20 protein-coding genes are annotated in these 20,300 nt (G+C 61.6%); 8 read left to right on the top strand and 12 right to left on the bottom strand.

Annotated features, from left to right (window positions below):
• Window positions 1-355: 355 nt before the first annotated feature.
• Window positions 356-1,099, bottom strand: coding sequence for an SDR family NAD(P)-dependent oxidoreductase (locus tag OSJ75_RS21545; RefSeq protein ID WP_267229472.1), 744 nt, complete (start codon window positions 1,097-1,099; stop codon window positions 356-358).
• A gap of 91 nt (window positions 1,100-1,190) precedes the next feature.
• Here OSJ75_RS21545 and OSJ75_RS21550 point away from each other — a divergent pair, with 91 nt between their 5' ends.
• The gene (locus tag OSJ75_RS21550; protein ID WP_267229474.1) at window positions 1,191-1,745 is read left to right on the top strand and encodes a TetR/AcrR family transcriptional regulator; all 555 of its coding nucleotides are present in this window, start codon (window positions 1,191-1,193) and stop codon (window positions 1,743-1,745) included.
• A gap of 15 nt (window positions 1,746-1,760) precedes the next feature.
• Here OSJ75_RS21550 and OSJ75_RS21555 read toward each other — a convergent pair whose 3' ends face one another.
• The 5 genes from OSJ75_RS21555 to OSJ75_RS21575 all read right to left on the bottom strand — a co-directional run bounded on the left by OSJ75_RS21555 (window position 1,761) and on the right by OSJ75_RS21575 (window position 6,724).
• Window positions 1,761-2,825: an LLM class flavin-dependent oxidoreductase gene (locus OSJ75_RS21555; protein WP_267229475.1), complete on the bottom strand. Its 1,065-nt coding sequence runs from the start codon at window positions 2,823-2,825 to the stop codon at window positions 1,761-1,763.
• Window positions 2,826-2,864: 39 nt separating this feature from the next.
• The gene (locus OSJ75_RS21560; RefSeq protein ID WP_267229476.1) at window positions 2,865-3,869 is read right to left on the bottom strand and encodes a C-terminal binding protein; all 1,005 of its coding nucleotides are present in this window, start codon (window positions 3,867-3,869) and stop codon (window positions 2,865-2,867) included.
• Between the two features lie 15 nt (window positions 3,870-3,884).
• The gene (locus tag OSJ75_RS21565) at window positions 3,885-4,784 is read right to left on the bottom strand and encodes an ABC transporter permease (protein ID WP_267229477.1); all 900 of its coding nucleotides are present in this window, start codon (window positions 4,782-4,784) and stop codon (window positions 3,885-3,887) included.
• Window positions 4,781-5,614, bottom strand: coding sequence for an ABC transporter ATP-binding protein (locus OSJ75_RS21570; RefSeq protein WP_267229478.1), 834 nt, complete (start codon window positions 5,612-5,614; stop codon window positions 4,781-4,783). Before OSJ75_RS21570 ends, OSJ75_RS21565 begins: the two co-directional genes overlap by 4 nt.
• 72 nt (window positions 5,615-5,686) lie before the next feature.
• Window positions 5,687-6,724: an ABC transporter substrate-binding protein gene (locus tag OSJ75_RS21575; RefSeq protein ID WP_267229479.1), complete on the bottom strand. Its 1,038-nt coding sequence runs from the start codon at window positions 6,722-6,724 to the stop codon at window positions 5,687-5,689.
• A gap of 38 nt (window positions 6,725-6,762) precedes the next feature.
• Here OSJ75_RS21575 and OSJ75_RS21580 point away from each other — a divergent pair, with 38 nt between their 5' ends.
• Window positions 6,763-6,957 carry a hypothetical protein gene (locus tag OSJ75_RS21580; protein WP_267229480.1) on the top strand — a complete coding sequence of 65 codons (195 nt, stop codon included), beginning with the start codon at window positions 6,763-6,765 and terminating at the stop codon, window positions 6,955-6,957.
• A gap of 12 nt (window positions 6,958-6,969) precedes the next feature.
• On the opposite strand, the gene OSJ75_RS21585 is transcribed toward OSJ75_RS21580, so the two are convergent.
• From OSJ75_RS21585 to OSJ75_RS21595, 3 genes are all read right to left on the bottom strand, one after another.
• Window positions 6,970-8,322, bottom strand: coding sequence for an SLC13 family permease (locus OSJ75_RS21585; protein WP_267229481.1), 1,353 nt, complete (start codon window positions 8,320-8,322; stop codon window positions 6,970-6,972).
• Window positions 8,323-8,414: 92 nt separating this feature from the next.
• Window positions 8,415-9,971 (bottom strand): malonate--CoA ligase, encoded by a 1,557-nt coding sequence (locus tag OSJ75_RS21590; protein ID WP_267229482.1) that lies wholly within the window; start codon window positions 9,969-9,971, stop codon window positions 8,415-8,417.
• On the bottom strand, window positions 9,968-11,380 hold the full coding sequence (locus OSJ75_RS21595) for a malonyl-CoA decarboxylase (RefSeq protein WP_267229483.1): 1,413 nt from the start codon (window positions 11,378-11,380) through the stop codon (window positions 9,968-9,970). Before OSJ75_RS21595 ends, OSJ75_RS21590 begins: the two co-directional genes overlap by 4 nt.
• 251 nt (window positions 11,381-11,631) lie before the next feature.
• Between OSJ75_RS21595 and OSJ75_RS21600 the strand changes: the two genes are divergently transcribed.
• From OSJ75_RS21600 to OSJ75_RS21610, 3 genes are all read left to right on the top strand, one after another.
• The gene (locus OSJ75_RS21600; RefSeq protein ID WP_250017787.1) at window positions 11,632-12,282 is read left to right on the top strand and encodes a GntR family transcriptional regulator; all 651 of its coding nucleotides are present in this window, start codon (window positions 11,632-11,634) and stop codon (window positions 12,280-12,282) included.
• 71 nt (window positions 12,283-12,353) lie between these two features.
• Window positions 12,354-12,608 carry a type II toxin-antitoxin system Phd/YefM family antitoxin gene (locus tag OSJ75_RS21605; RefSeq protein ID WP_267229484.1) on the top strand — a complete coding sequence of 85 codons (255 nt, stop codon included), beginning with the start codon at window positions 12,354-12,356 and terminating at the stop codon, window positions 12,606-12,608.
• Window positions 12,605-13,027 (top strand): type II toxin-antitoxin system VapC family toxin, encoded by a 423-nt coding sequence (locus tag OSJ75_RS21610; RefSeq protein WP_250017792.1) that lies wholly within the window; start codon window positions 12,605-12,607, stop codon window positions 13,025-13,027. Before OSJ75_RS21605 ends, OSJ75_RS21610 begins: the two co-directional genes overlap by 4 nt.
• A 35-nt stretch (window positions 13,028-13,062) precedes the next feature.
• Here the strand turns inward: OSJ75_RS21610 and OSJ75_RS21615 are convergent, their stop codons facing one another.
• Window positions 13,063-13,965, bottom strand: coding sequence for a LysR family transcriptional regulator (locus OSJ75_RS21615; protein ID WP_267229485.1), 903 nt, complete (start codon window positions 13,963-13,965; stop codon window positions 13,063-13,065).
• A 141-nt stretch (window positions 13,966-14,106) separates the two neighbouring features.
• On the opposite strand from OSJ75_RS21615, the gene OSJ75_RS21620 reads away from it, so the two are divergent.
• Complete coding sequence (locus OSJ75_RS21620; RefSeq protein WP_250017796.1) at window positions 14,107-14,880, top strand: SDR family oxidoreductase; 774 nt, start codon at window positions 14,107-14,109, stop codon at window positions 14,878-14,880.
• Between the two features lie 137 nt (window positions 14,881-15,017).
• Here OSJ75_RS21620 and OSJ75_RS21625 read toward each other — a convergent pair whose 3' ends face one another.
• Window positions 15,018-16,016: a BMP family protein gene (locus OSJ75_RS21625; protein WP_267229486.1), complete on the bottom strand. Its 999-nt coding sequence runs from the start codon at window positions 16,014-16,016 to the stop codon at window positions 15,018-15,020.
• 217 nt (window positions 16,017-16,233) lie between these two features.
• Between OSJ75_RS21625 and OSJ75_RS21630 the strand changes: the two genes are divergently transcribed.
• Entirely contained in the window at window positions 16,234-17,718 is a 1,485-nt protein-coding gene (locus OSJ75_RS21630) for a nucleobase:cation symporter-2 family protein (protein ID WP_267229487.1), read from the top strand.
• A gap of 83 nt (window positions 17,719-17,801) precedes the next feature.
• Here the strand turns inward: OSJ75_RS21630 and OSJ75_RS21635 are convergent, their stop codons facing one another.
• A complete protein-coding gene (locus OSJ75_RS21635) occupies window positions 17,802-18,644 on the bottom strand; it encodes a MurR/RpiR family transcriptional regulator (RefSeq protein WP_267229488.1) in 843 nt (280 codons plus the stop codon).
• Window positions 18,645-18,844: 200 nt separating this feature from the next.
• Here OSJ75_RS21635 and OSJ75_RS21640 point away from each other — a divergent pair, with 200 nt between their 5' ends.
• On the top strand, window positions 18,845-20,299 hold the full coding sequence (locus tag OSJ75_RS21640) for an MFS transporter (protein WP_267229489.1): 1,455 nt from the start codon (window positions 18,845-18,847) through the stop codon (window positions 20,297-20,299).
• Window position 20,300 lies beyond the last annotated feature (1 nt).

Consider the following 20,300-nt stretch of genomic DNA (forward strand, 5'->3'; position numbering starts at 1 on the left):
GCTGAAGACCGCCCGTCTCCCCCCATTTCAATGACCAGACGCGATTTTCGCGGGCGTGGTGCGGATTTTCCGTATCCGGCATCTCCAACAAGAGATTGCACCCCACCTCCCTCATGCTGAGCTTGTCGAAGCACGCACTATGCTGATGCAACCAAACAAGGGATTGCACAAACGTTGTTGCGCCCTTCGACAAGCTCAGGATGAGGGAGAGTGGAGATTTGCAGGGTGGTAGTTCTGGGATGTTTCAATCTCTGGCTCCCTCCGCTTCCGCCATCAAATCAATCCCCTCATGCTGAGCCTGGTTAGCCTGCCGAACCACGAAGCACGCACCAATTCGATGCAGCGTTCCAAGTCCTCATACTGCGACGAAGCCGCCATCGACCATCAGTTCCTCGCCGCCGATGAAGCTGCCATCGTTCGATGCGAGAAACAGCACCGCCTTGGCAACCTCCTCGGACTGGCCGAGCCTGCCAAACGGAATGGCTTGTTGCATCCATTCCTCGGCGCCGGCATTTTTCTGCAGATATGACTGCATTGCCGGGGTCAGGACCATGCCGGGTGAAACGACGTTGACGCGAATATTCCGGGTTTTCAGGTCGGTCGTCCATGTCCTTGCAAATGAGCGGATCGCCGCCTTCGTGGCGCTGTAGATGGAAAGGCTGGCGAAGCCCTTGCTGCCCGCGCCCGAGCCCATCAATACGATAGCGCCGCCGGCGGACATCAGCGGCAGGGCCTTCTGCACCGTGAAGACCGTGCCCTTGACGTTGATGTCGAAGACGCGATCGAAATGGTCTTCCTCGATGCCGCCGATGGGCGCGGACTCCGACACGCCGGCATTGGCGAATACCACGTCGACCCGGCCGTGATCGTGCTTTATCCGCGCGTATAGAAGGTCCAGGTCGGCAAGGTCACTGACGTCGCCCTGAACGCCAACGGCGCCATTGCCGATTTCCCCGAGCGCCTCGTCGAGGCGGTCCTGCCGACGGCCCGTGATGTAGACGCGGGCGCCCGCCGCCGCAAATGATCTGGCCGTCGCGAGGCCAATCCCGTCCGTGCCGCCCGTGATCACCACGACCTTGTCATCGAATTGCCTTGTCATGTCGTATGCTCGCTTTCGTAATAAGTGGAGGATTGCTCCACTTAACATATGGAGGTATCCTCCACTTAGCAAGTTCCAATGAGGCAGGTATTTGACTGACGAGACCGTGTTACGGGCCGACGCCCAGCGAAACAGGGAGCGTATCCTCGCTGCCGCCGAGGAGGTGTTTCTGGAGCGAGGCGCCGGCGCCTCGCTGGAAGACGTCGCAAGGCGGGCCGGGGTCGGGATCGGAACGCTCTACAGGCGCTTTCCGACACGAGACGAACTTCTGGCTGCGACCTATAGCTCGCGATTGGTGGCTTTTGCCGAGACCAGCAGATCGAAGGACACTGGCGAGGACCCGCTGGGCGCGATGCGCTCCTATCTTGAACAACTCGTCCAGCACACGAACCTCTATCGTGGTCTAGCCGCCTCGCTCGGAACAGTCTTGCAGGTCGGATCGCCCGGCTGCGCCGCGACGAGTGCGGAAGGTATCAGGCTTCTGGACAATGCGCAGGCTGCCGGGGTGGTTCGCCCGGACACCAGCTTTGACGACCTTGTTTGCGTCGTGACCGCGGTTTCGCTGGCTACCGAGCAGGACAGCGCACCAAAGGCGCATATCGCGCATCTGGTGGGCGTGTTTCTGAACGGCATCGTTGCAGGCTGAGATGTCGCCTGTCGCCTATCGAAGCAGCGGCAGCAATTGCTCGCCCTGGCGCTTGATCTCCTGCAGATAGGGCGTGTCGGACAGGATGAAATGCGTCACGCCGAGAGCGCGGTACTTGCGAAGCGAGGCGGCGACATCCTCCGCCGATCCGACCAGCCAGGTGGTGCCGGCGCCGCCGCCGCCGAATTTTCCGGGCGCCGTGTAGAGATTGTCGTCAAGCACCTCGCCGCGTCTGGCGAGATCGAGCAGGCGCTGCTGGCCGACCGCACCGGCCTTGTGATCGTTCCAGTTGCCGCTCTTGCCCTCGGCCATGGCGGCGACGCGCGCCTGCGCATCCGCCCAGGCCTGCCCGGTCGTATCGCGAACGACGGTGGTGATGCGCAGGCCGAATTCCAGCGGCGGCAGGTCCCGATCGAGCGTCCTGCCGAGATTGCGCAGCCGCTCGATCCGCTCCCGGATCCCATCCAGCGGCTCCCCCCAGAACAGCTGGACGTCCGCTTCGGTTGCCGCAACGCGCTCGGCAGCTTCCGAAGCGCCGCCGAAATAGAGCTTCGGATGGAGCCTTTCACCGTGATTGTCGAGGCGCGGCGCCACGGTCGAATCGGTCACGCTGAAATGCTCGCCCCTGAAGGTGACATGCTCTTCGGTCCAGAGCCTGCGGATCAGCCGCATGAACTCCCTGGTGCGCGCATAGCGTTGCGCCTGGTCGCCTTCCTCGTCGCCATAGGCGGCCAGCTCGTCCTGGCCCGACACGATGTTGACGCGCACGCGGCCACCCGTCAGCTGGTCCAGCGTGGCGACCGACGCGGCGAAGTTTGCCGGGCGCCAGTAGCCCGGCCTGGCCGCGATCAGCGGCTCGAACGTCGTGGTACGGGCCGCCAGCGCCGTGGCAAGGGTAAAGGTGTCTGGACGACCCCAGCCGGTGCCGATCAGCGCGCCTTTCCAGCCATGGTCCTCGAGCGCTTTCGCCTGCTCGGTCAGCGTATCGAGGCGGTTGTGGTTTGCCGCCGCCGTATCGCCCCGGTGGCCGGCCTTAACGTCGTTGGGGATGTACCATAGATAGTTGCTATGATCGGTCATGGTCCTGCCTCGAAATGTTCAAATCAGTCTGGCGCCGGGTCACTCCGTCACCCGGTTTCGCAATCGCCCCTCGTCGAGCAGAATGCGCACGGTGCGCGCCGCATTGGTGCGCATCTCGGTCACGGCATGGTCGGAATAGAAGGCATTGTGGGGCGTGATCACCAGCCGGCCGGCAAGCCAGTCCTCGCGGTCGCGCCAGGCGGCGAGGAGCGGGTGATTGCCGGGCGGTTCCTCGGCCAGCGTGTCGATCGCCGCCGCCGCCAGATGGCCGCTTCGCAGGGCCGCCTCCAGTACATCGAGATCGGCGAGCAGTTCGCCGCGCGCCGTATTGACCAGGATCGCGCCGGGCTTCAATCGGGCCAACCGGGCGGCATCGAACATGCCCCGGGTCTGCGACGTTGCCGGGCAGTGCAGCGTGACCACATCGGACCGGGCGAGCAGGTCGTCGAGCCGGTCGACGCGCTCGTAGCCGACGGCCTTCTCGTGTCCCGGCGGCTGGCCGGGATCGAAGCCGATGATATGGAAGCCGAACGGCTTCAGGCGATTGACCACCGCCGTGCCGATCCGGCCAACGCCGACGAGACCGACAATCGTCCGGTTGGAGCGGGAGAGCGGCTTGAGGCTGTGGACCTGCCATCCGGATGCGTAGCGGCGAGCCCGCGCATCGTGCTCCCACAGACGCCGGTGCAGTGACAGGATCATCGCCACCGCGTGATCGGCCACTTCCTCGGTGCCGTAATCCGGATTGTTGGCGAAGGGAATTCCGGCCTTGGTCAGTGCCGCGACATCGATCTTCTCATAGCCGACGCCATAGCGGACGACGCCGCGACAGCGGGTCAGATGGGCAATGCTGCGCGCTCCCAGCCGCGCGCCCCAGACCATGAGGGCATCGAGGCGCGCCAGCCGTTCCGGGCTGAACCGGCTTTCATCGGTCGTCGCGAAGAAGTCGACCTCGACATCGTCGCCGAGAATATCGGCCTCGAGATCGGGCGTGTCGATCATGTGATCGGTGACGCCGACCACGTATCTGCCTGCTGTCGTCATGACGCTCCGCCCAACCTATTTCGTCATGCCCCATCTGAGGATCGTACGCTGTTCGATCTGCCGGAACAGCACGTTCTCGACGATCAGGCCAAGCAGGATCACGGTGATGAGGCCGGCGAAGACGCGGTCGGTATAGAGTTCGTTGCGGTTCTGGAAGATGTACCATCCAAGCCCGCCGCGCCCGGACGAGGTGCCGAAGACGAGTTCTGCCGCGATCAGCGTGCGCCAGGCAAAGGCCCAGCTGATCTTCAGGCCGGCGATGATCGAGGGGAGGGCCGCCGGCACCAGGATAAGGAAGACGTAGCGCAACCCGCGCAATCCGTAATTGCGCCCCGTCATCCGAAGCGTCTCGGGAACGCTGGTGAAGCCGGTATACATGTTGAGCGCCAGCGGCCACATCACCGAGTGGATCAGCACGAAGATCAGGCTGCCCTGGCCAAGCCCGAACCAGAGAAGGCCAAGCGGCAGCAGCGCGATCGGCGGCAGCGGGTTGAACATGGATGTCAGTGTCGACAGCACGTCCCGGCCGAACCGGCTCGATATCGCAAGCGTGGTCAGGACGAAAGCGAGCACCACGCCGCTGAGATAGCCCTTCAACAGCACGTCGATGGAGTTTGCCGCACGGCCGGGAATGACGCCATTCGCGATATCCTCGTAAAAGGCGCGGATGGTCTGGCCGAACGACGGCAGCATCAGGTCATTGCCCTGGATGCGCGCAACGACCTCCCAGAGGACGGCAAGCGCGACGAGGATAAGGCCCTTGCGCAACCAGGGCTGCTGCAACAGACGCTGCGGCAGCGGGATCGTGCGGGCAATGCTGGCTCCGGCAACGGCCTCCGGAGCCCGTTCGTATTCCGGCCGAACCGGCGGCGCCGGCCGGGCCGCTGCTGGTGACAGGAGGCGGGTTTCACTCATGTCGGCTTGCTTTCTTCCGGCGGAACGTCTTCGAACAGGAGGCGATGCACGCGGTTTGCCGCCGCCTGGAATTCGGCGCTTCCGCCACCGTGCAGGTCCCATTCATGGGCATTGAGTTCGGCACGCATGCGCCCCGGATGCGGCGAGAGAAGCGCGATGCGGTTGCCGACAACCAGCGCCTCCTCGATGGAATGCGTCACGAAAAGCAGGGTGAACCGGACCTCCTCCCACAGCGCCAGAAGCTCTTCCTGCATCTTTCGGCGGGTCAGGGCGTCCAGCGCGGCGAAAGGCTCGTCCATCAGCAGCACGCGCGGCTCCATGGCAAGCGCCCGCGCGATCGCCACGCGCTGCTTCATGCCGCCGGACAATGCGTTCGGATAGGCGTCGGCGAAGCGGCTGAGCCCAACCTTGTCGAGGTAGTAATCCGCGCGCTCTGCCGCGCTCTTGCGGTCAAGTCGCCCGGAAACCCGCACCGGAAACGCCACATTTTCGCGGACCGTCTTCCATGGCGGCAATTGGTCGAATTCCTGGAACACGACGACGCGGTCCGGTCCGGGACCGTCGACCGGCCGGCCATCGAGCAGTATCCGTCCCTCGCGGGGCTGGATAAACCCGCCGACCGCCTTCAGCAGCGTCGACTTTCCGCAGCCGGATGCCCCGAGAAGAACGAAGCGATCGGCCTCCCATACGTCGAAGCTGACATTCTGCGTTGCGCGCACGATCTGGCTCGCCCCGGTATATTCCAGCGTCACGCCTTCTACGCTGAGAAGCGCCGGCGGCAGGGTCGCGGAGACTTGGCTGTCGTTCGCTGTTGTGGTCAGGCCATCCATGATCGTTTCCAGAAATGATGCGCGCGCCTTGCCGGCCGCGCGCCGATATCGATGGGTCGCCCGGCCAACCGATCAGCTGCCATTGTCGGCGTGGGCTTCCGGGAAGAAATAGTCCTTCCAGGATGCGGCCTCGTTCTTCAGCACGCCGAGCTTGTGAAGCTCGGTGGCGTAGACGAAGGTGTTTCTCGGTACGATGGAGAAATCATTCTCGGGATCGTTGATGATCTGCAGCACCAGTTCCGGCGACAGCTTCGATTTCTGCTGACGGATGAAGGTGTCGGCGGCCTTCGCCTTGTTGGCGTTGATCCAGTCCGCCGCTTCGCGCAGGGCCGCGTAGAAGGCGGCATAGGTTTTCGGGTTCTCGTCGTGAAAGGCGGTGGTGGCATAGAGCGCGTTGAAGCTCGCCGGGCCGCCGAGGATGTCGTAGGAACTGATAACCTTGTGCACCGCCTTGTTGCCCTGCAGCGCCTGGTAATAGAAGGGCGCCGACGAAAAATGTGCGTTCACCTCGGTTCCGCCGGAGATCAGCGCCGCCGTCGCGTCGGGGTGCGGCAGGCTGACGGTGATCTCGTCCAGCTTCTGGAACTTGTCCTGGCCGAACACCTTGGCCGATTCGATCTGCAATGTTCGCGACTGGAAGCCGACCCCGGCGGCGGGGACCGCGATGCGGTCGTTCGCGCCGAAATCCTTGAGCGAATGGACGTCCGGATTGCTGCTCAGCAGATAGTTCGGCTGCGAGCCGAGGGTGGCGACGAGCTTGACTTCCTGGCGGTCCCGGGTCCGGTCCCACATGTTGAGCGCGGGCGGGACTCCAGCCGCCGCGATGTCGAGATTGTCGGACAGCAGCGCCTCGTTCATGGCGGTGGCGCCCGAAACCGTCGCCCAATTGACGGCGATGTCGAGGCCGGCTTCCTTGCCGTGCTTCTCGATGAGCTTCTGGTCGCGAACGACGTCGAGGATGAGATAGGAGATGCCGAACTGCTGGGCGACGCGGATCGTGCCTTCCGCAGCCGCCGGGCCGGGCACAAGGCTCGCGGCGATCGCCATTGCAGCACTCGTCGCCGCGGCGAAAATCTGGCGTCTGGTCGCGCCCAAAACCTGATGCCGCATGATGAAGGGGCTCCTGCGCCTGTATGATTGGATACGCAATGAAACTATTGTTCACAGCAAAATCCATCAATGCGCTGGCATTTCGTTTCACGCCTGAATTGCAAACTATCGTTCTCACTCGCGGCGATAGTTTCGAATATTGTTTTGCCAGCCGCCATGCCGCGAGGCAATTGACCTCGGCGGCCCCTCTCGCGGGTAAAGGCGCGGGAACGGGACGCCCGCGCCATCTTTAACGCTGCCGACCGTCAGATGATGCCGGGGACGACAAGGACGAGCCAGGCAATGATCGGGCCGATGATGGCAATCAATGCGCTGTAGACGAGCAGCTTGCGCAGGACGTCGTCGCGCTCGCCTTCGGACGCATTGGCCACCACGAGAGCGCCATTGGTCGAGAACGGGCTGGTATCGACGATCGTGGTCGAGATCGCGATGGCGGCGACGACGCCGATGGCGCTGATATGCCCCTGCATGAGAAAGGGCACCGCCAGTGGAATGATCGCGCCGAGCAGCGCCGTCGAGGAGGCGAAGGCTGAAACGACCGCACCCGTGAAGCACAGGAGCAGGGCGGCCAGGAGCGGCATTCCCAATCCCGAGATACCGGATGCCACATAGTCCACCGTGCCGGCTTCCTGCAGCACGCCGACATAGGTGATGATGCCGGAAATCAGCAGCACCGTCGACCAGCTGACCTTGTCAATCGCCGCCTTCTGGGTCTTGGGCGACACCAGCGCCAGCGCGACGGCAACGGTGATGGCGACGAGGCCGACATTGAACTTGAAAGCCAGGGCGCCAACGGCGAGCGCCGTCAGGCCGATCAATGTCAGCAGCCGTTCGCGGGTCAGGCCCTCGCTCGTTGGAATATGCGCGCCGGAGGGCGAAACGTCGCTGCGGTGATAGGCCGGCGAGGCGGGTGTACCGCCATGGCCGACAATGGCGCGCGATGCTCCCGCCAGGTGCGTGTCCGGATCCGGCCCCGCTGCCGCGGCGTGCTCGCGCAGGCTCTTCCAGCCGCCGAAGACGAAGAAGACGACGATTGCGATGGCCAGGTTGAAGAAGAGGCTGGACAGGAACAGCGTCGTCGGCCCATAGGGCAGGCCCGCCTTTTCGACGATCTGGTTGGTGATGCCGCCATAGACGCTGATCGGCGAAAAGCCGCCGCCCTGTGCGCCGTGAATGACCATCAACCCCATCATGACCGGACTGATGCGATATTGCGCGGCGAAGCGCAGCGCGACCGGAGCGAGGATCGCGACAGCCGCCGGGCCGAGCGCGCCGAAGCCCGTGATGACTGCGGCGACGAGGAACATCACCCAGGGTATGAGTGCCATATGTCCGCGCACCAGCTGGACGGCCTTCTCGACCAGCCAGTCGATCGTCCCGTTGTTCTGGGCAATCGCAAACAGGTAGGTGATGCCGACGAGCGTCAGGAACAGGTCGCTGGGGAAACCGGCGAAGATGTCCTTGGAAGGCAGGCCCATGATCAGGTCGCCAACGATGAAGGCTGCCGCGAAGGCAAGCGCACCCATATTGATGGGTAGAATCGTCGCAATGACGAACATGCCAATCAGCACAAGAATGGATAAAATCTCGATATTCACGGCAAATTCCTCCCTCTACGGCGCGCCAGGGGACGGCCGTCTTTTCCTCATTGATGCGGCGTGAGTTCCTCCCTACGCCTCTTTCGCGGCTGTCATCCTCCCGATGGCAGTGCTGAATGCTTCAAATCATCGCCCGCGCCAGCGGTATAAAGATCGCAATACCGTTCGCGCAGGACGTTTTTCTGGACCTTGCCCATCGTGTTGCGCGGCAGGTCGTCGACAAAGATGATCTGCTTCGGCTGCTTGTAGCGTGCAAGGCGATCCCCGAGCGCATCCCGAATGGCCCGTTCGTCAAGGCTCGAGCCGGGCTGCTTGACCACGACTGCGGTCACCCCTTCGCCGAGATCGGGATGGGCCACGCCTATCACCGCGCATTCGACGACGCCGGGCAACTGGTCGATCTCACCCTCGACTTCCTTCGGGTAGATGTTGTAGCCGCCGGAAATCACCAGGTCCTTCTGGCGGCCGATGATGTGGACATAGCCTTGCGCGTCGATCTTGCCGAGATCGCCCGTGATGAAGAAGCCATCGTCGCGAAACTCCGCTTTCGTCTTTTCCGGCATGCGCCAATAGCCCTTGAAGACATTGGGCCCTTTCACCTCGATCATGCCGGTCTCTTCGCGTCCCAGGATCTCGCCGGTTTCGGCCTGGCTGACACGTATGGTGACACCGGGAAGCGGGAAGCCGACCGTTCCGGCCCTGCGCTCGCCATCATAGGGATTGGACGTATTCATGTTGGTTTCCGTCATCCCGTAGCGCTCGAGGATGGCGTGGCCGGTGCGTTCCTGAAACGCCCGGTGGGTATCGGCCAGGAGCGGCGCCGAACCGGAAATGAACAGCCGCATATTGGCCACGGCCTGACGGTCCAGCCCATCATGCTGAAGCAGCCGGACATAGAAGGTCGGAACGCCCATCAGCGTCGTGGCGCGTGGCATCAATGCCAGGACCTGCGCCGGATCGAACTTCGGCAGAAGAAACATCGACGCGCCGGAAATCAGAATGACGTTCGTGCCGACGAAAAGCCCGTGGGTGTGGAAGATGGGGAGTGCATGGATCAGCCGGTCGTCCGGTGTAAAGCGCCAGGTATCCTTCAGGGCCTGGGCATTCGACAACAGGTTTGCATGGGTGAGAATCGCTCCCTTCGACCGGCCGGTCGTACCGGAGGTATAAAGGATGGCCGCGGGATCATCGGCCATTCTGGCGGCTTCGACAAAATCCGGCGATTCATCATTCGCGAGTTCGAGCAGGGTTCCGCCGCCGTGTTCGTCCAGCGTTTCGACGAGCGCACCATGTTTCGAGGCGATCGTCCTGATGCCGTCGGCAGCTTTCGGGTCCGCAACGACAAGGCGAGGCTCCGCATCGCCGATGAAGTAGTCGAGCTCGGCCAGCGTATATGCCGTGTTGAGAGGCAGGTAGATCGCCCCGCACCGGATACAGGCCAGGTACAGCATCAAGGCATGCGCGCTCTTCTCCACCTGTACGGCGACGCGATCGCCGGGCCGCACGCCCAGCGTATCGATGGCGCCGGCGATCCGCCCGGACCATTCCAGCATGTCGCCATAGGTCCAGCGCCGCTCCGCGGTTTCGATGAAGACGGCGTCATCGGCAGGAATGGAACGGCGAATGGCATCAAACAGATGGTTGCTCATGAACTGAATTCCTTGCTGTCCGCCTTGTCGTCGTGCGGCTGTTTGTCCTTGTTTGCTCCCTTCGCGGCGGCAAGGCCGCGCAGCAGTTTTCTGACGGCCGGCGCGGCCACGATCTCGTTGCGCTGGGCAAATGCTTCGTGATTGGTCTCGATGTCGTCGAGCTTGTAGAGGTAATTGACCATCAGGCCATGCGCCTGCCGCATCGCGCGGCTCGACGTGTCGCCAAGAAAATTCATCCGCTCCAGCCGCGCCCCATTGCCAAGGTGAAAACGGGCAACGGGATCGATCGGGCGTCCGTCCGCCGTGCGCCCCTGCAGGAAATAGGCGGCGGCGGCGGGCATCAGAACAGCCTTCACGGCCGCTGACACTGCCGGATCGCTTGCCCATTCGGCGTCGTCCAGCGCGGCGAGGGTAGCCCGGTCGGCCGCGCTCAATATCTCCGAGTTCTCCTTGCGCCGCTCGCGCGTCAGCCAGCCGGAAAATCCCGGAACCGGCGAGAGCGTGACGAATGTGTCCAGTTTGGAATGGTCCCGGCGCAAATCCTCCACCACCTGCTTGATGAGGAAATTGCCAAAGGAGATGCCGCGCAGGCCGGCCTGGCAGTTTGAAATCGAATAGAAGACGGCCGTTCTCGCATCCTGTGCCCGAATGGGCGCGCGCGTCTCGTCAAGGACGTCGGATATGCTCTCGGGAATGGACTTCGTCAGCGCCACTTCCACGAAAATGAGCGGATCATCCGCCAGTTGCGGATGAAAAAAGGCGAAACATCGCCGGTCGGCAGGTGCGAGCCGCCGGCGCAATTCGTCCCAATTGCCGATCTCGTGCACCGCCTCGTAGCGAATGATCTTTTCCAGAATATGGGCGGGCGTCGACCAGTCGATCGGGCGCAGCATCAGAAAGCCGCGGTTGAACCAGGAGGCGAAGAGGTGCGCGAAATCGGCATCGACGGATTCAAGGTCCGGCGTGTCGGCCTTGAGGCTCAGCAGCCGTTCGCGCATGCGGACAAGCGTGGATATGCCGCTGGGCGCAAGATTGAGCCGCCGGATCAGCTCCTGCCGGCGGGGTTCCGCCGCCTGATGCAGTTCAAGCACTGCCCGCGAGGTGGGCGCGGCGCGGTAGGCCTCGATCGCTGCGTCGAGCCTTTTCGAATCCGGCCCGAACCTGTCGTACAGCAGCTGCATGAACGCGCGCTGTTCTTCATCGCCGAGGCGCGACCATTGCTGCAGTATCTCGGCGGCCAGCGCCATGCCCGAAGCCTCGCCGCGGCTCGACAGCAGCGATTCACACAGGCTTTCCAGACCCGCAATGCCGGAGGGAAGCCGTTCCGCGCGCGGGGTGAAGGACCACAGTTTCCGGCCCCGCTCCGTTATCGTCTGCACCATGTCGCTGAAGAAGGTCGTACCCGTCATTGTATGACTCCGATCCGCGGGATTGTTCAGTTAGCAATGAGGTTGCATCCATATCTTCCCGAACACCTCTGACACTGCCGGGTTCCGCCCTGCATGAACGGGATAATCTGGCAGCGGTTGCATGGCCGGTCCTTGTTCCTTCGCTTGTTCCACTCCATGCTGAGAATGATATATAATGTTTCACCCATCTTGTGTGCATAGTCAACTACTTTGTATACAAGAGAAGACAGCGTGCATTTTGACGAGGGATTATGGCTGAAAACATCGTACAGAAACTGCGGGACGACATCGAAAACGGTATCGTCACCAACCAATTCGCTCCTGGCGACAGGCTGGACGAAATGCAGTTGGCCAAGCAATTCGGCGTTTCGAGAACGCCTGTCCGCGAAGCATTGATGCAGCTCAGCGCCATCGGCCTCATCGAGATTCGTCCCCGGCGCGGCGCCGTCGTCGTCGAGCCGGGGCCGCACCGGATCTATGAGATGTTCGAGGTGATGGCGGAACTGGAAGGAATGGCCGGGTCGCTCGCCGCCCGCCGCCATACGGATGCGGACCGGGCCGACCTGCTAGCCTCCCACGGCCGCTGCGAACAATCGGCGAAGGCCGACGATGCCGACACCTATTACTATGACAATGAACTGTTTCATCTGGCCATTTACACCGCGAGCCACAGCAGCTTTCTCGTCGAGCAATGTACTGCGCTGCATCGACGCCTGCGGCCCTATCGCCGGCTCCAGCTTCGGGTGCGCAATCGCATGAAAACGTCGTACAGCGAGCATGCGGAAATCGTCGAAGCGATCCTCGCGGGCGAAGCCGAACTGGCCCGCACGCTGCTGCGCCAGCATATCGCCGTGCAGGGTGATCGCTTCAGTGACCTGGTTGCAACGCTGGCGCAGCGATAGGCGCCGCAAATGCGGTTGAAGTTTGGCTCTCCGGTGCTATATGTAGGTAATTACCTACATGGAGGCATGCCGTGGGCATCACCACCCTTTCGAGCCGAGAGCTGAACCACGACGTGAGCAGCGCCAAGAAGGCAGCCAAAGGCGGCCCGGTCATCATAACCGACCGCGGCAAGCCTTCCCACGTGCTGATGACCTATGACGAATTCGAACGCTTGACAGGCAGGCACCGCAGCCTTGTCGACGCTCTCGCCATGACTGGCCTCTCGTCGATCGATTATGAGCCGCACCGCATTGAAATCGAACCGCGCGACGTGGATCTGTCTTGAGGTACCTCCTGGATACGAACGTCGTTTCCGAGTTGCGCAAGGTCGGCGACGGCAAGGCCGATGCCAATGTGGTGGCGTGGGTCGGAGCGGAGGATGCGACGCGCTTCTTTCTTTCGGCCATCACCATATTCGAGTTGGAGCGCGGTGTGCTCGGGGTACAGCGCCGTGATGCCGCGCAAGGCGCCCGGCTGCGTTCCTGGCTCGACAGTCACGTGCGGCCGGAATTCGCCGGCCGAATCCTGCCGGTTGACGATGCGGTAGCGACGCGATGCGCGCATTTGCACATCCCCGATCGGCGCAACGAGGCCGATGCGCTGATTGCGGCGACGGCTCTCGTCCATGACATGGTTGTCGTGACGCGAAACGTGAGAGACTTCGAAGGCACTGGCGTCGTTGTTGTCGATCCCTGGCAGGGCTGAACCGCACTGCTTGCGCCGCGACTACCTCCCTTCGCCTATCCAAAGAGTTGCCGTTCGAGCAGCGCTTCAAGCCAATCGGCGAAGACCTGTAGTCGCCGCGACAGGTGTTGCCTGTGCGGATAGAGCAATGTCATGGGCATGGGTTCAGAGCGGTAATCCGGCATGATTTCGATGAGTTCGCCCGCTTCAAGGTGATGGCGGACATCATAGGCCGGGATCTGGATGAGCCCGAGGCCTGCCAGGCAACAGGCGATATAGGCTTCCGCGCTGTTGACGGTGACGCGGCCCCGCAGTTGCCGTGCGTGCAGGGTTCGATCGGCCATCCACTCCCAGTCCTCGACCCTGCCGCTGGAAGGTGAGGCGTAGTTGACAGCCATATGGGCGCCGAGATCGTCGGGCGATTGCGGTGTACCGTACCGCGCCAGATAGGACGGGCTGGCGACATTGATCAACGGCAGCCTGCCGAGCGGCCGCGCGATCAGGCCGGAATTGCCCAGCGGCCCGACGCGCAGCACGCAGTCGACACTGTCCTCGATCAGGTTTACCGCCCGGTCGGTGACGCCCAGCTCGATGTCGATCTGTGGATGCAGGTCGAGGAATTCAGGCAGCGCCGGCGCGATGATGCGCCGTCCAATGCGGCCCGGGACGTCGATCTTCAGCTTGCCCGACGGTTGCGCCGCCGACTGCCGGAAAAGGTTTTCCGTCTCCTCGACATCGGCGATCACCTGCAGGCAGCGACCATAGAAGGCGACGCCGTCCTGCGTCGGGGAGACCTTGCGCGTGGTGCGATGCAGCAGCCGTGCGCCGACGCGGCCCTCCAGTTCCTGCACGGCCGCCGATACGGAAGAGCGCGGGATGCCGAGCGTGTCCGCGGCGCGCGTAAAACTCGAACATTCGACGACACGGGTGAAGACGCGGAACAGGTCAACGCGATCCAATTTGGCAGCGATCCTTTATTGTGCTGATTTTCTGACAGGTGATGTCAGAATGATCGTCTTTATCATCCAATCCTAGACGATATGTTCCCTTGACGGAAGCGGCCCCGACGCGGTCGCCATATTGGCAAAGGAGGCCACCTCATGACTGACCACAGCATCAACGGCAAAACCGTCATCATCGCTGGCGGGGCCAAAAATCTCGGCGGTTTGATCGCGCGCGATCTCGCCGGGCAGGGCGCAAAAGCCATCGCCATTCACTACAACAGCGCCTCGACCAAGGCCGATGCCGACGCGACCGTCGCCGCGGTAAAAGCGGCCGGCGCCGAGGCCGTCGCCTTGCAGGCGGATCTGACCACGGCAGGTGCGATGGAAAAGCTCTTCGCCGATGCGGTCAGTGTCATCGGCAAGCCGGACATCGCCATCAACACGGTGGGAAAGGTGCTGAAGAAGCCGATCGTCGAAATCACCGAAGCGGAGTACGACGAGATGACGGCGGTGAACGCCAAGACTGCCTTCTTCTTCATCAAGGAAGCCGGCAGGCATCTCAACGACAATGGCAAGCTCGTGACGCTTGTCACTTCGCTGCTCGGCGCGTTCACGCCTTTCTACGCCGCCTATGCCGGCACCAAGGCGCCGGTGGAGCATTTCACGCGGGCGGCCTCCAAGGAATTCGGCGATCGCGGCATCTCCGTGACGGCTATCGGCCCGGGCCCGATGGATACTCCCTTCTTCTACCCCGCCGAGGGCGAGGATGCCGTCGCCTACCACAAGACTGCGGCGGCGCTCTCCGGCTTCTCCAGGACAGGCCTGACCGATATCGAGGACATCGTCCCCTATGTCCGCTTCATGGTTTCCGATGGCTGGTGGATGACGGGGCAAACCATTCTCGTCAATGGCGGCTACACCACCAAGTAGGAATTCGGGCAGGCTGGTTGAACGCGCTCAAGGCTGCGCGTTCTTCAACCGGGAGACGCAAGCCATCAGCACCACCAACCCGTCACGCCATCTTGCCGGTGGCGTTTCGGGACCTCCTGCGTACTCGCCTGCATCGGTCAGAATTTGAATTCCGCACCGTCATAATCGGTCAGGACCTCAATTTCACCGGCAACTATCTTTTTGCTCAGTCCCGCAATTCCGGCTTTCACCTCATCGGATACGCCCGGCGACAGCGCCAATGATACCGCTTCGGGATCTTCCAGCCCTATCTTGATGATCTCCCCGGATTTCCAGTCGCCGTCGGCCAGATCCTTGGCCGCATGAAATGCCGCCAGGCTTACATTCGCTATTGCGGACGCGACGAATACATCCGGATGGTCTGAATACCAGTCCCGGACATTTCCGATCTGGCGCACGCCACGTTCCCGCATGGCCTCGATGGAACCGGCACGGCCAGCATTCAGCATCGTGAAGATGATATCGGCGCCGGCGTCAATTTCTGCCGCCGCAACTCTGCGCGCGAGTTCGACGTCGTCCTGATCGCCAGCGAACACCGTCAGAAACCTGGCTCCGGGATTGGTATTCATGAGGCCATGATAGAAGGCGGCACGCCCTTTCAGTCCCGGCGGCACGCGAATTCCCGAAATGTGGCCGACGATATTTGTCTTGGTGAGAAGGCCTGCCGCTGCGCCGGCCAACCAGGCAGACTGTTCCTGCAATACTTCGTAGCTCGAAACATTCTTGCCTTTCGTGTTTCCCTGCACGACAGCGAACTTTATGTTCGGGAATTCCGGCGCGACGGCTTCGACTGCCTTGCCGTTCTGCCCGCCATGGGCGATGATCAGGTCGGGTCCGTCCGCCGCGAGTTTTCGGAGCGCATCGGACAAGAGCCCAATCTCCGGCTTGATGTTATCGATATAGCTCGTCTCGATGTTGAGGTCTTTCTTGATCCGCATGAGGCCGTCATAACCGGCCTCCATGAATCCTCCATCGTCGATTCGACCGGGGATAAGCATGCCTACTTTCAGATTATCGGCGAAGGCGGCATGGGATGCCAACAATGCGGCGAGGCAGATCACAAGGCGATATGTAATTTTCACGAGAGACGTCGGCATTCGGTTCCCCTGTTTTACTTGTAATTCCGAGTTTGTTTCCGAGTATTCGTTGGCTCCAATTGCCTGCAGATACGATCGAAGCGAATATCATCTAACCTTGCAAAAAATTCTGCATGGTGGAAGCTAGCCGGCATGGCGATACTACCTGATTCCACAAGGGAATTCCGCTTGTCGGCAGGTACGACGCGCCGGAACAACAATAAGGGGAATCACCACGATGTCGTCAACCACACATCCCGTGGACGAGGTGCTGCCAGTGCCCCGTCTTGCCGTGCTCGGCGTGCAGCACGTCCTTGTCATGTATGCCGGCGCCATCGCCGTTCCGCTCATCATCGGCCGCGCATTGAAGCTGGAACCCGAACAGGTCGCCTTCCTGATCTCTGCCGATCTTTTCGTCTGCGGCATCGTCACCATCATCCAGTCGCTCGGCGCGACGCAATGGTTCGGCGTAAGGCTGCCGGTCATGATGGGCGTCACCTTCGCCTCGGTGGGGCCAATGGTGGCGATGGCGAACGCCATTCCCGGCGGTGACGGCGCACGCATGATCTTTGGCGCCATCATCGGCGCCGGCATTGTCGGCATGTTGATCGCACCACTGGTCGGCCGGATGCTGCGATTCTTTCCGCCGGTGGTGACGGGAACGATCATCCTGGTAATCGGCGTTTCGCTGATGCGGATCGGTATCAACTGGATCTTCGGCAATCCGGTCGGCCCGACTGCGCCGAAGCTCATTGCGCCGGAACATGCGGCGTGGCTGAAGGCAGTCACCGAAGTTGCGGGCGCCGCAGGTTCGAGCCTGCCGGCAGTACCGGAAAAGCTTGCCCTTGCCGCGACCGTCCCGAATGCCGCCTATGCACCGGTGTCGCACATGGCGATATCGGCTGCGGTCCTGCTGTCGATCCTCGTCATCGCTCGCCTCGGCAAGGGCTTCGTCGCCAATATCGCCGTGCTGCTGGGCATCGTCATCGGCGCAGTCATCGCGGCCTCCCTGGGGCTGATGCATTTCGACAAGGTCGGTAGCGCCGGCTGGTTCGCATTGGTGACGCCGTTCCGCTTTGGCATGCCGATATTCGATCCGATCCTGATCCTCACCATGACCCTCGTCATGATTGTCGTGCTGATCGAATCGACCGGCATGTTCCTCGCGCTGGGCGAGATGACCGGCAAGCGTTTGACGCTGCCCGTGCTTTCGGCCGGCCTGCGCACCGATGGTCTCGGCACGGTGATCGGCGGCGTTTTCAACACTTTTCCCTATACGAGCTTCTCGCAGAATGTCGGGCTGGTCGGTGTCACCGGCGTCAGGAGCCGGTTCGTCTGCGTCGCTGCCGGCGTGATCCTCATGCTGCTTGGCCTGATCCCGAAAATGGGCGCACTGGTGGAGGCGCTGCCGACATTCGTGCTCGGCGGCGCGGGGCTGGTGATGTTCGGCATGGTCGCTGCCACGGGCATCCGCATCCTGTCGGCGGTCGATTTCAAGTCGAGCCGCAACAACCTGTTCATCGTGGCCGTCTCGCTGGGATTGGGCATGATCCCGCTCGTCGCGCCGGAGTTCAAGACATGGCTTCCCCACGCGATCCATCCGCTGGTCGAATCCGGCATCCTGCTCGCATCGGTCTCGGCGGTGCTGCTCAACTGGTATTTCAACGGAGCGACCGGCGATGCGGAGCATCTGCGCGAGGCAGCCATGACCGCCGAAGCCTGAACGGATTGCCCTCAACGAATTGCCACGGGACCTGACCGGCACCAAAGCGCCGGATCAGGCCCCGTCATTCTGGAGACGGCCCCCTAGAGTTCTTCCAGTATGTCGCCGAAAGCTTCAATGTCGCGGAGGCGCTTGCGGCCTGTCACGCCTGCCTTTTCGATCGCACGCGTTGTCAGCAGATGGCAGAGCGCCATCACCGCGACATGGTTGAAAAGCGGGCCGGCCGCGACAGTCTGGCAGTGGAAATGCCATTGCGCGGATGCGCGGAAGGGCGCGCCTTCATCGGTGATGTAGAGCAGTTTCGCGCCACGATTTTCGATAAGCGCCAGCAGGTCGTCCATCTTGGCGATGCGGCGGCGAAGAGCAAAGACGATGACCAGATCGCCGGATGCGATGCTCGCCATATATTCGCCGAGCGTCTGGCCGGGACCGGGAACGGCGACGATATTGTCGACGACCTGCATCATCTGCCACTGCAGATAGGCTGCGAAGGGCTGACTGCTGCGAAAGCCCAGAACCCAGGTCCTGCGTGTGCCAAGAAGCGTCTCCACCACCGCATCGACCTGCGTTTCGCGGATGGTCAGAAACGTCTTCTCCAGATTGGCTATGCCCTGGCCTATGTGCGTCGAGAGCGATTGACCCGCCGCAGAGTCCGTAGCGCTGGAAAGAAACAGCCTTGAGCCCATCTGTTTTTCTTCCCGCGCGTGCCGGCGCGACTCTTCGTATGATTCATAGCCGAGCTTGCGGACGAACCGGGTCACGGTAGCATTTGACACGTGGGATAACGCCGCAAGCTCCGACGCGGAATAACTCGCCATCTCCCCGGGGAAATCGCACACGAATTCGCCCAGTCTTTTTTCAGCGGGGGGAAGGTCTTCCAGCACATCTCTCACACGGGAGAGAAAGGATCGTCCGGTGGCATTCATGGGTGCTCTACTGAAACTCAGTTTTCATGTTGCATATTTATTAGCAGATTCTGCCTATTTGCGCAGCTTATTTGATGAAAGATTAGGCGATTTATCTATTTGAAATCTATACTTAAAAAACTACTTGTCAAAATGTATTTTCTGGCGCTTCATTGTGAAAAAATAATTTCATACGGCTGAATCAAAGGAGTTGGACCGTTATGGCAGGGGAACAGATAATCCAATCCGGCGCAACGTCGCCGGCCAACAGGCAGATGGAACAGGCACTGGGAACCATCGGTGTCACGGGTGCCCACAAGCAAATTCTGGCACTTGTGCTTATCGGATGCCTTTTCGATAGTTTCGAACAGAATACCATCGGTCTCGTCGCGCCGATTTTGCGCGAACAATGGGGCCTGACGGGAGCCGACATTGGCTTCTTGAATACCGTTACCTTCGGAGCTGCCGCTGCCGGTCGACTTCTGTCCGGCATTCTCGGCGACCGTTACGGGCGGCGGGTGATGTTGAGCATCAATCTGCTTCTCTTCACGCTAGGCTCTGCGGCTTGTGCGCTTGCGCCGAATTTTGGCTGGCTTCTGGTTGCGCGTGCCATCGTTGGTTTCGGCGTTGGCGGTGAAATATCGACTGCCGTTACGATACTGGCGGAGTTCTGTTCGCCCAAGTTTCGCGGTACGGCGGCGGGCCTCGTAAATGTCGGGGCAGGGGGCTTTGGCAACTTCCTCGCGCCGGCCTTTGGCCTGCTGATCTTTGCGCTGTTCCCGGGTGAGAACAATTGGCGCTGGTTGTTTGCGGTCCTGGCTGTTCCTGCATTCCTGGTCGTATTCTTTCGCCGCTATGTTCCGGAAACGCCGCGTTTCCTGGCGTCGCAGGGCAAAATCGACGAAGCCAACAAGGTGCTATCCATTCTCGCTTCGGGGACCTTGCGCCCGAGGGACCTGAAGGTCCGGGAATATCTGTCCAAGCCGGAAGACGGTGACGTCAAGCCAGCCAAAGGCGGCTGGAAAGAACTGTTCCGTCCGCCCTTCATCGGACGCACCATTCCGGTAGCGATAGCCATCCTGATGAGCTATGGCGCGCAGCTTTCCGTCCTGACGCTCATGCCGATGATTTTCGTATCGATGGGCTACACGCTCTCCGGCAGCCTGCTCTACAGCATGATAATCCAGAGCGGCAGCGTTCTGGGCGCCATCGCCGCTTCCGCGTTCGGCTATTACTTCCCACGCAAGAAGGTGCTGACTGCCGGTGCTGTCTTTGCCTGCATTGCAGCGCTGGCTATCGTTTATCTCGGAACGAACATCTATCTGGTGCTGTTCTTCGGCGCGCTGTTCCAGTTCTTCGTCCTCCTTCTCAATACCTCGATCTGGATCTACGCGCCGGAGCTCTATCCAACCCGTATCCGCGGCTTTGGCGTGGCCCTGATCCTTGCGAGCGGTTCCGCTGCCGGTTCATTCGTTCCGACCATCGCCGGAGCGCTATTCGACAGCTTCGGCATGATCGGCGTATTCGGTCTTGCCGCTTCGATGTATGCTGTATTCGCCTTCTGTATCCAGATTGGACCGGAAACCTATGGTCGTTCGATGGAAGACCTGACGCAGCCAGCGGATGTCATCGACACCTCGATGCCGATCCTCGACACCGTAAAAGGACAGGCATGAG

Origin of the sequence: Phyllobacterium sp. 0TCS1.6A, assembly GCF_026420825.1 — a bacterium.
Lineage (GTDB): Bacteria > Pseudomonadota > Alphaproteobacteria > Rhizobiales > Rhizobiaceae > Phyllobacterium.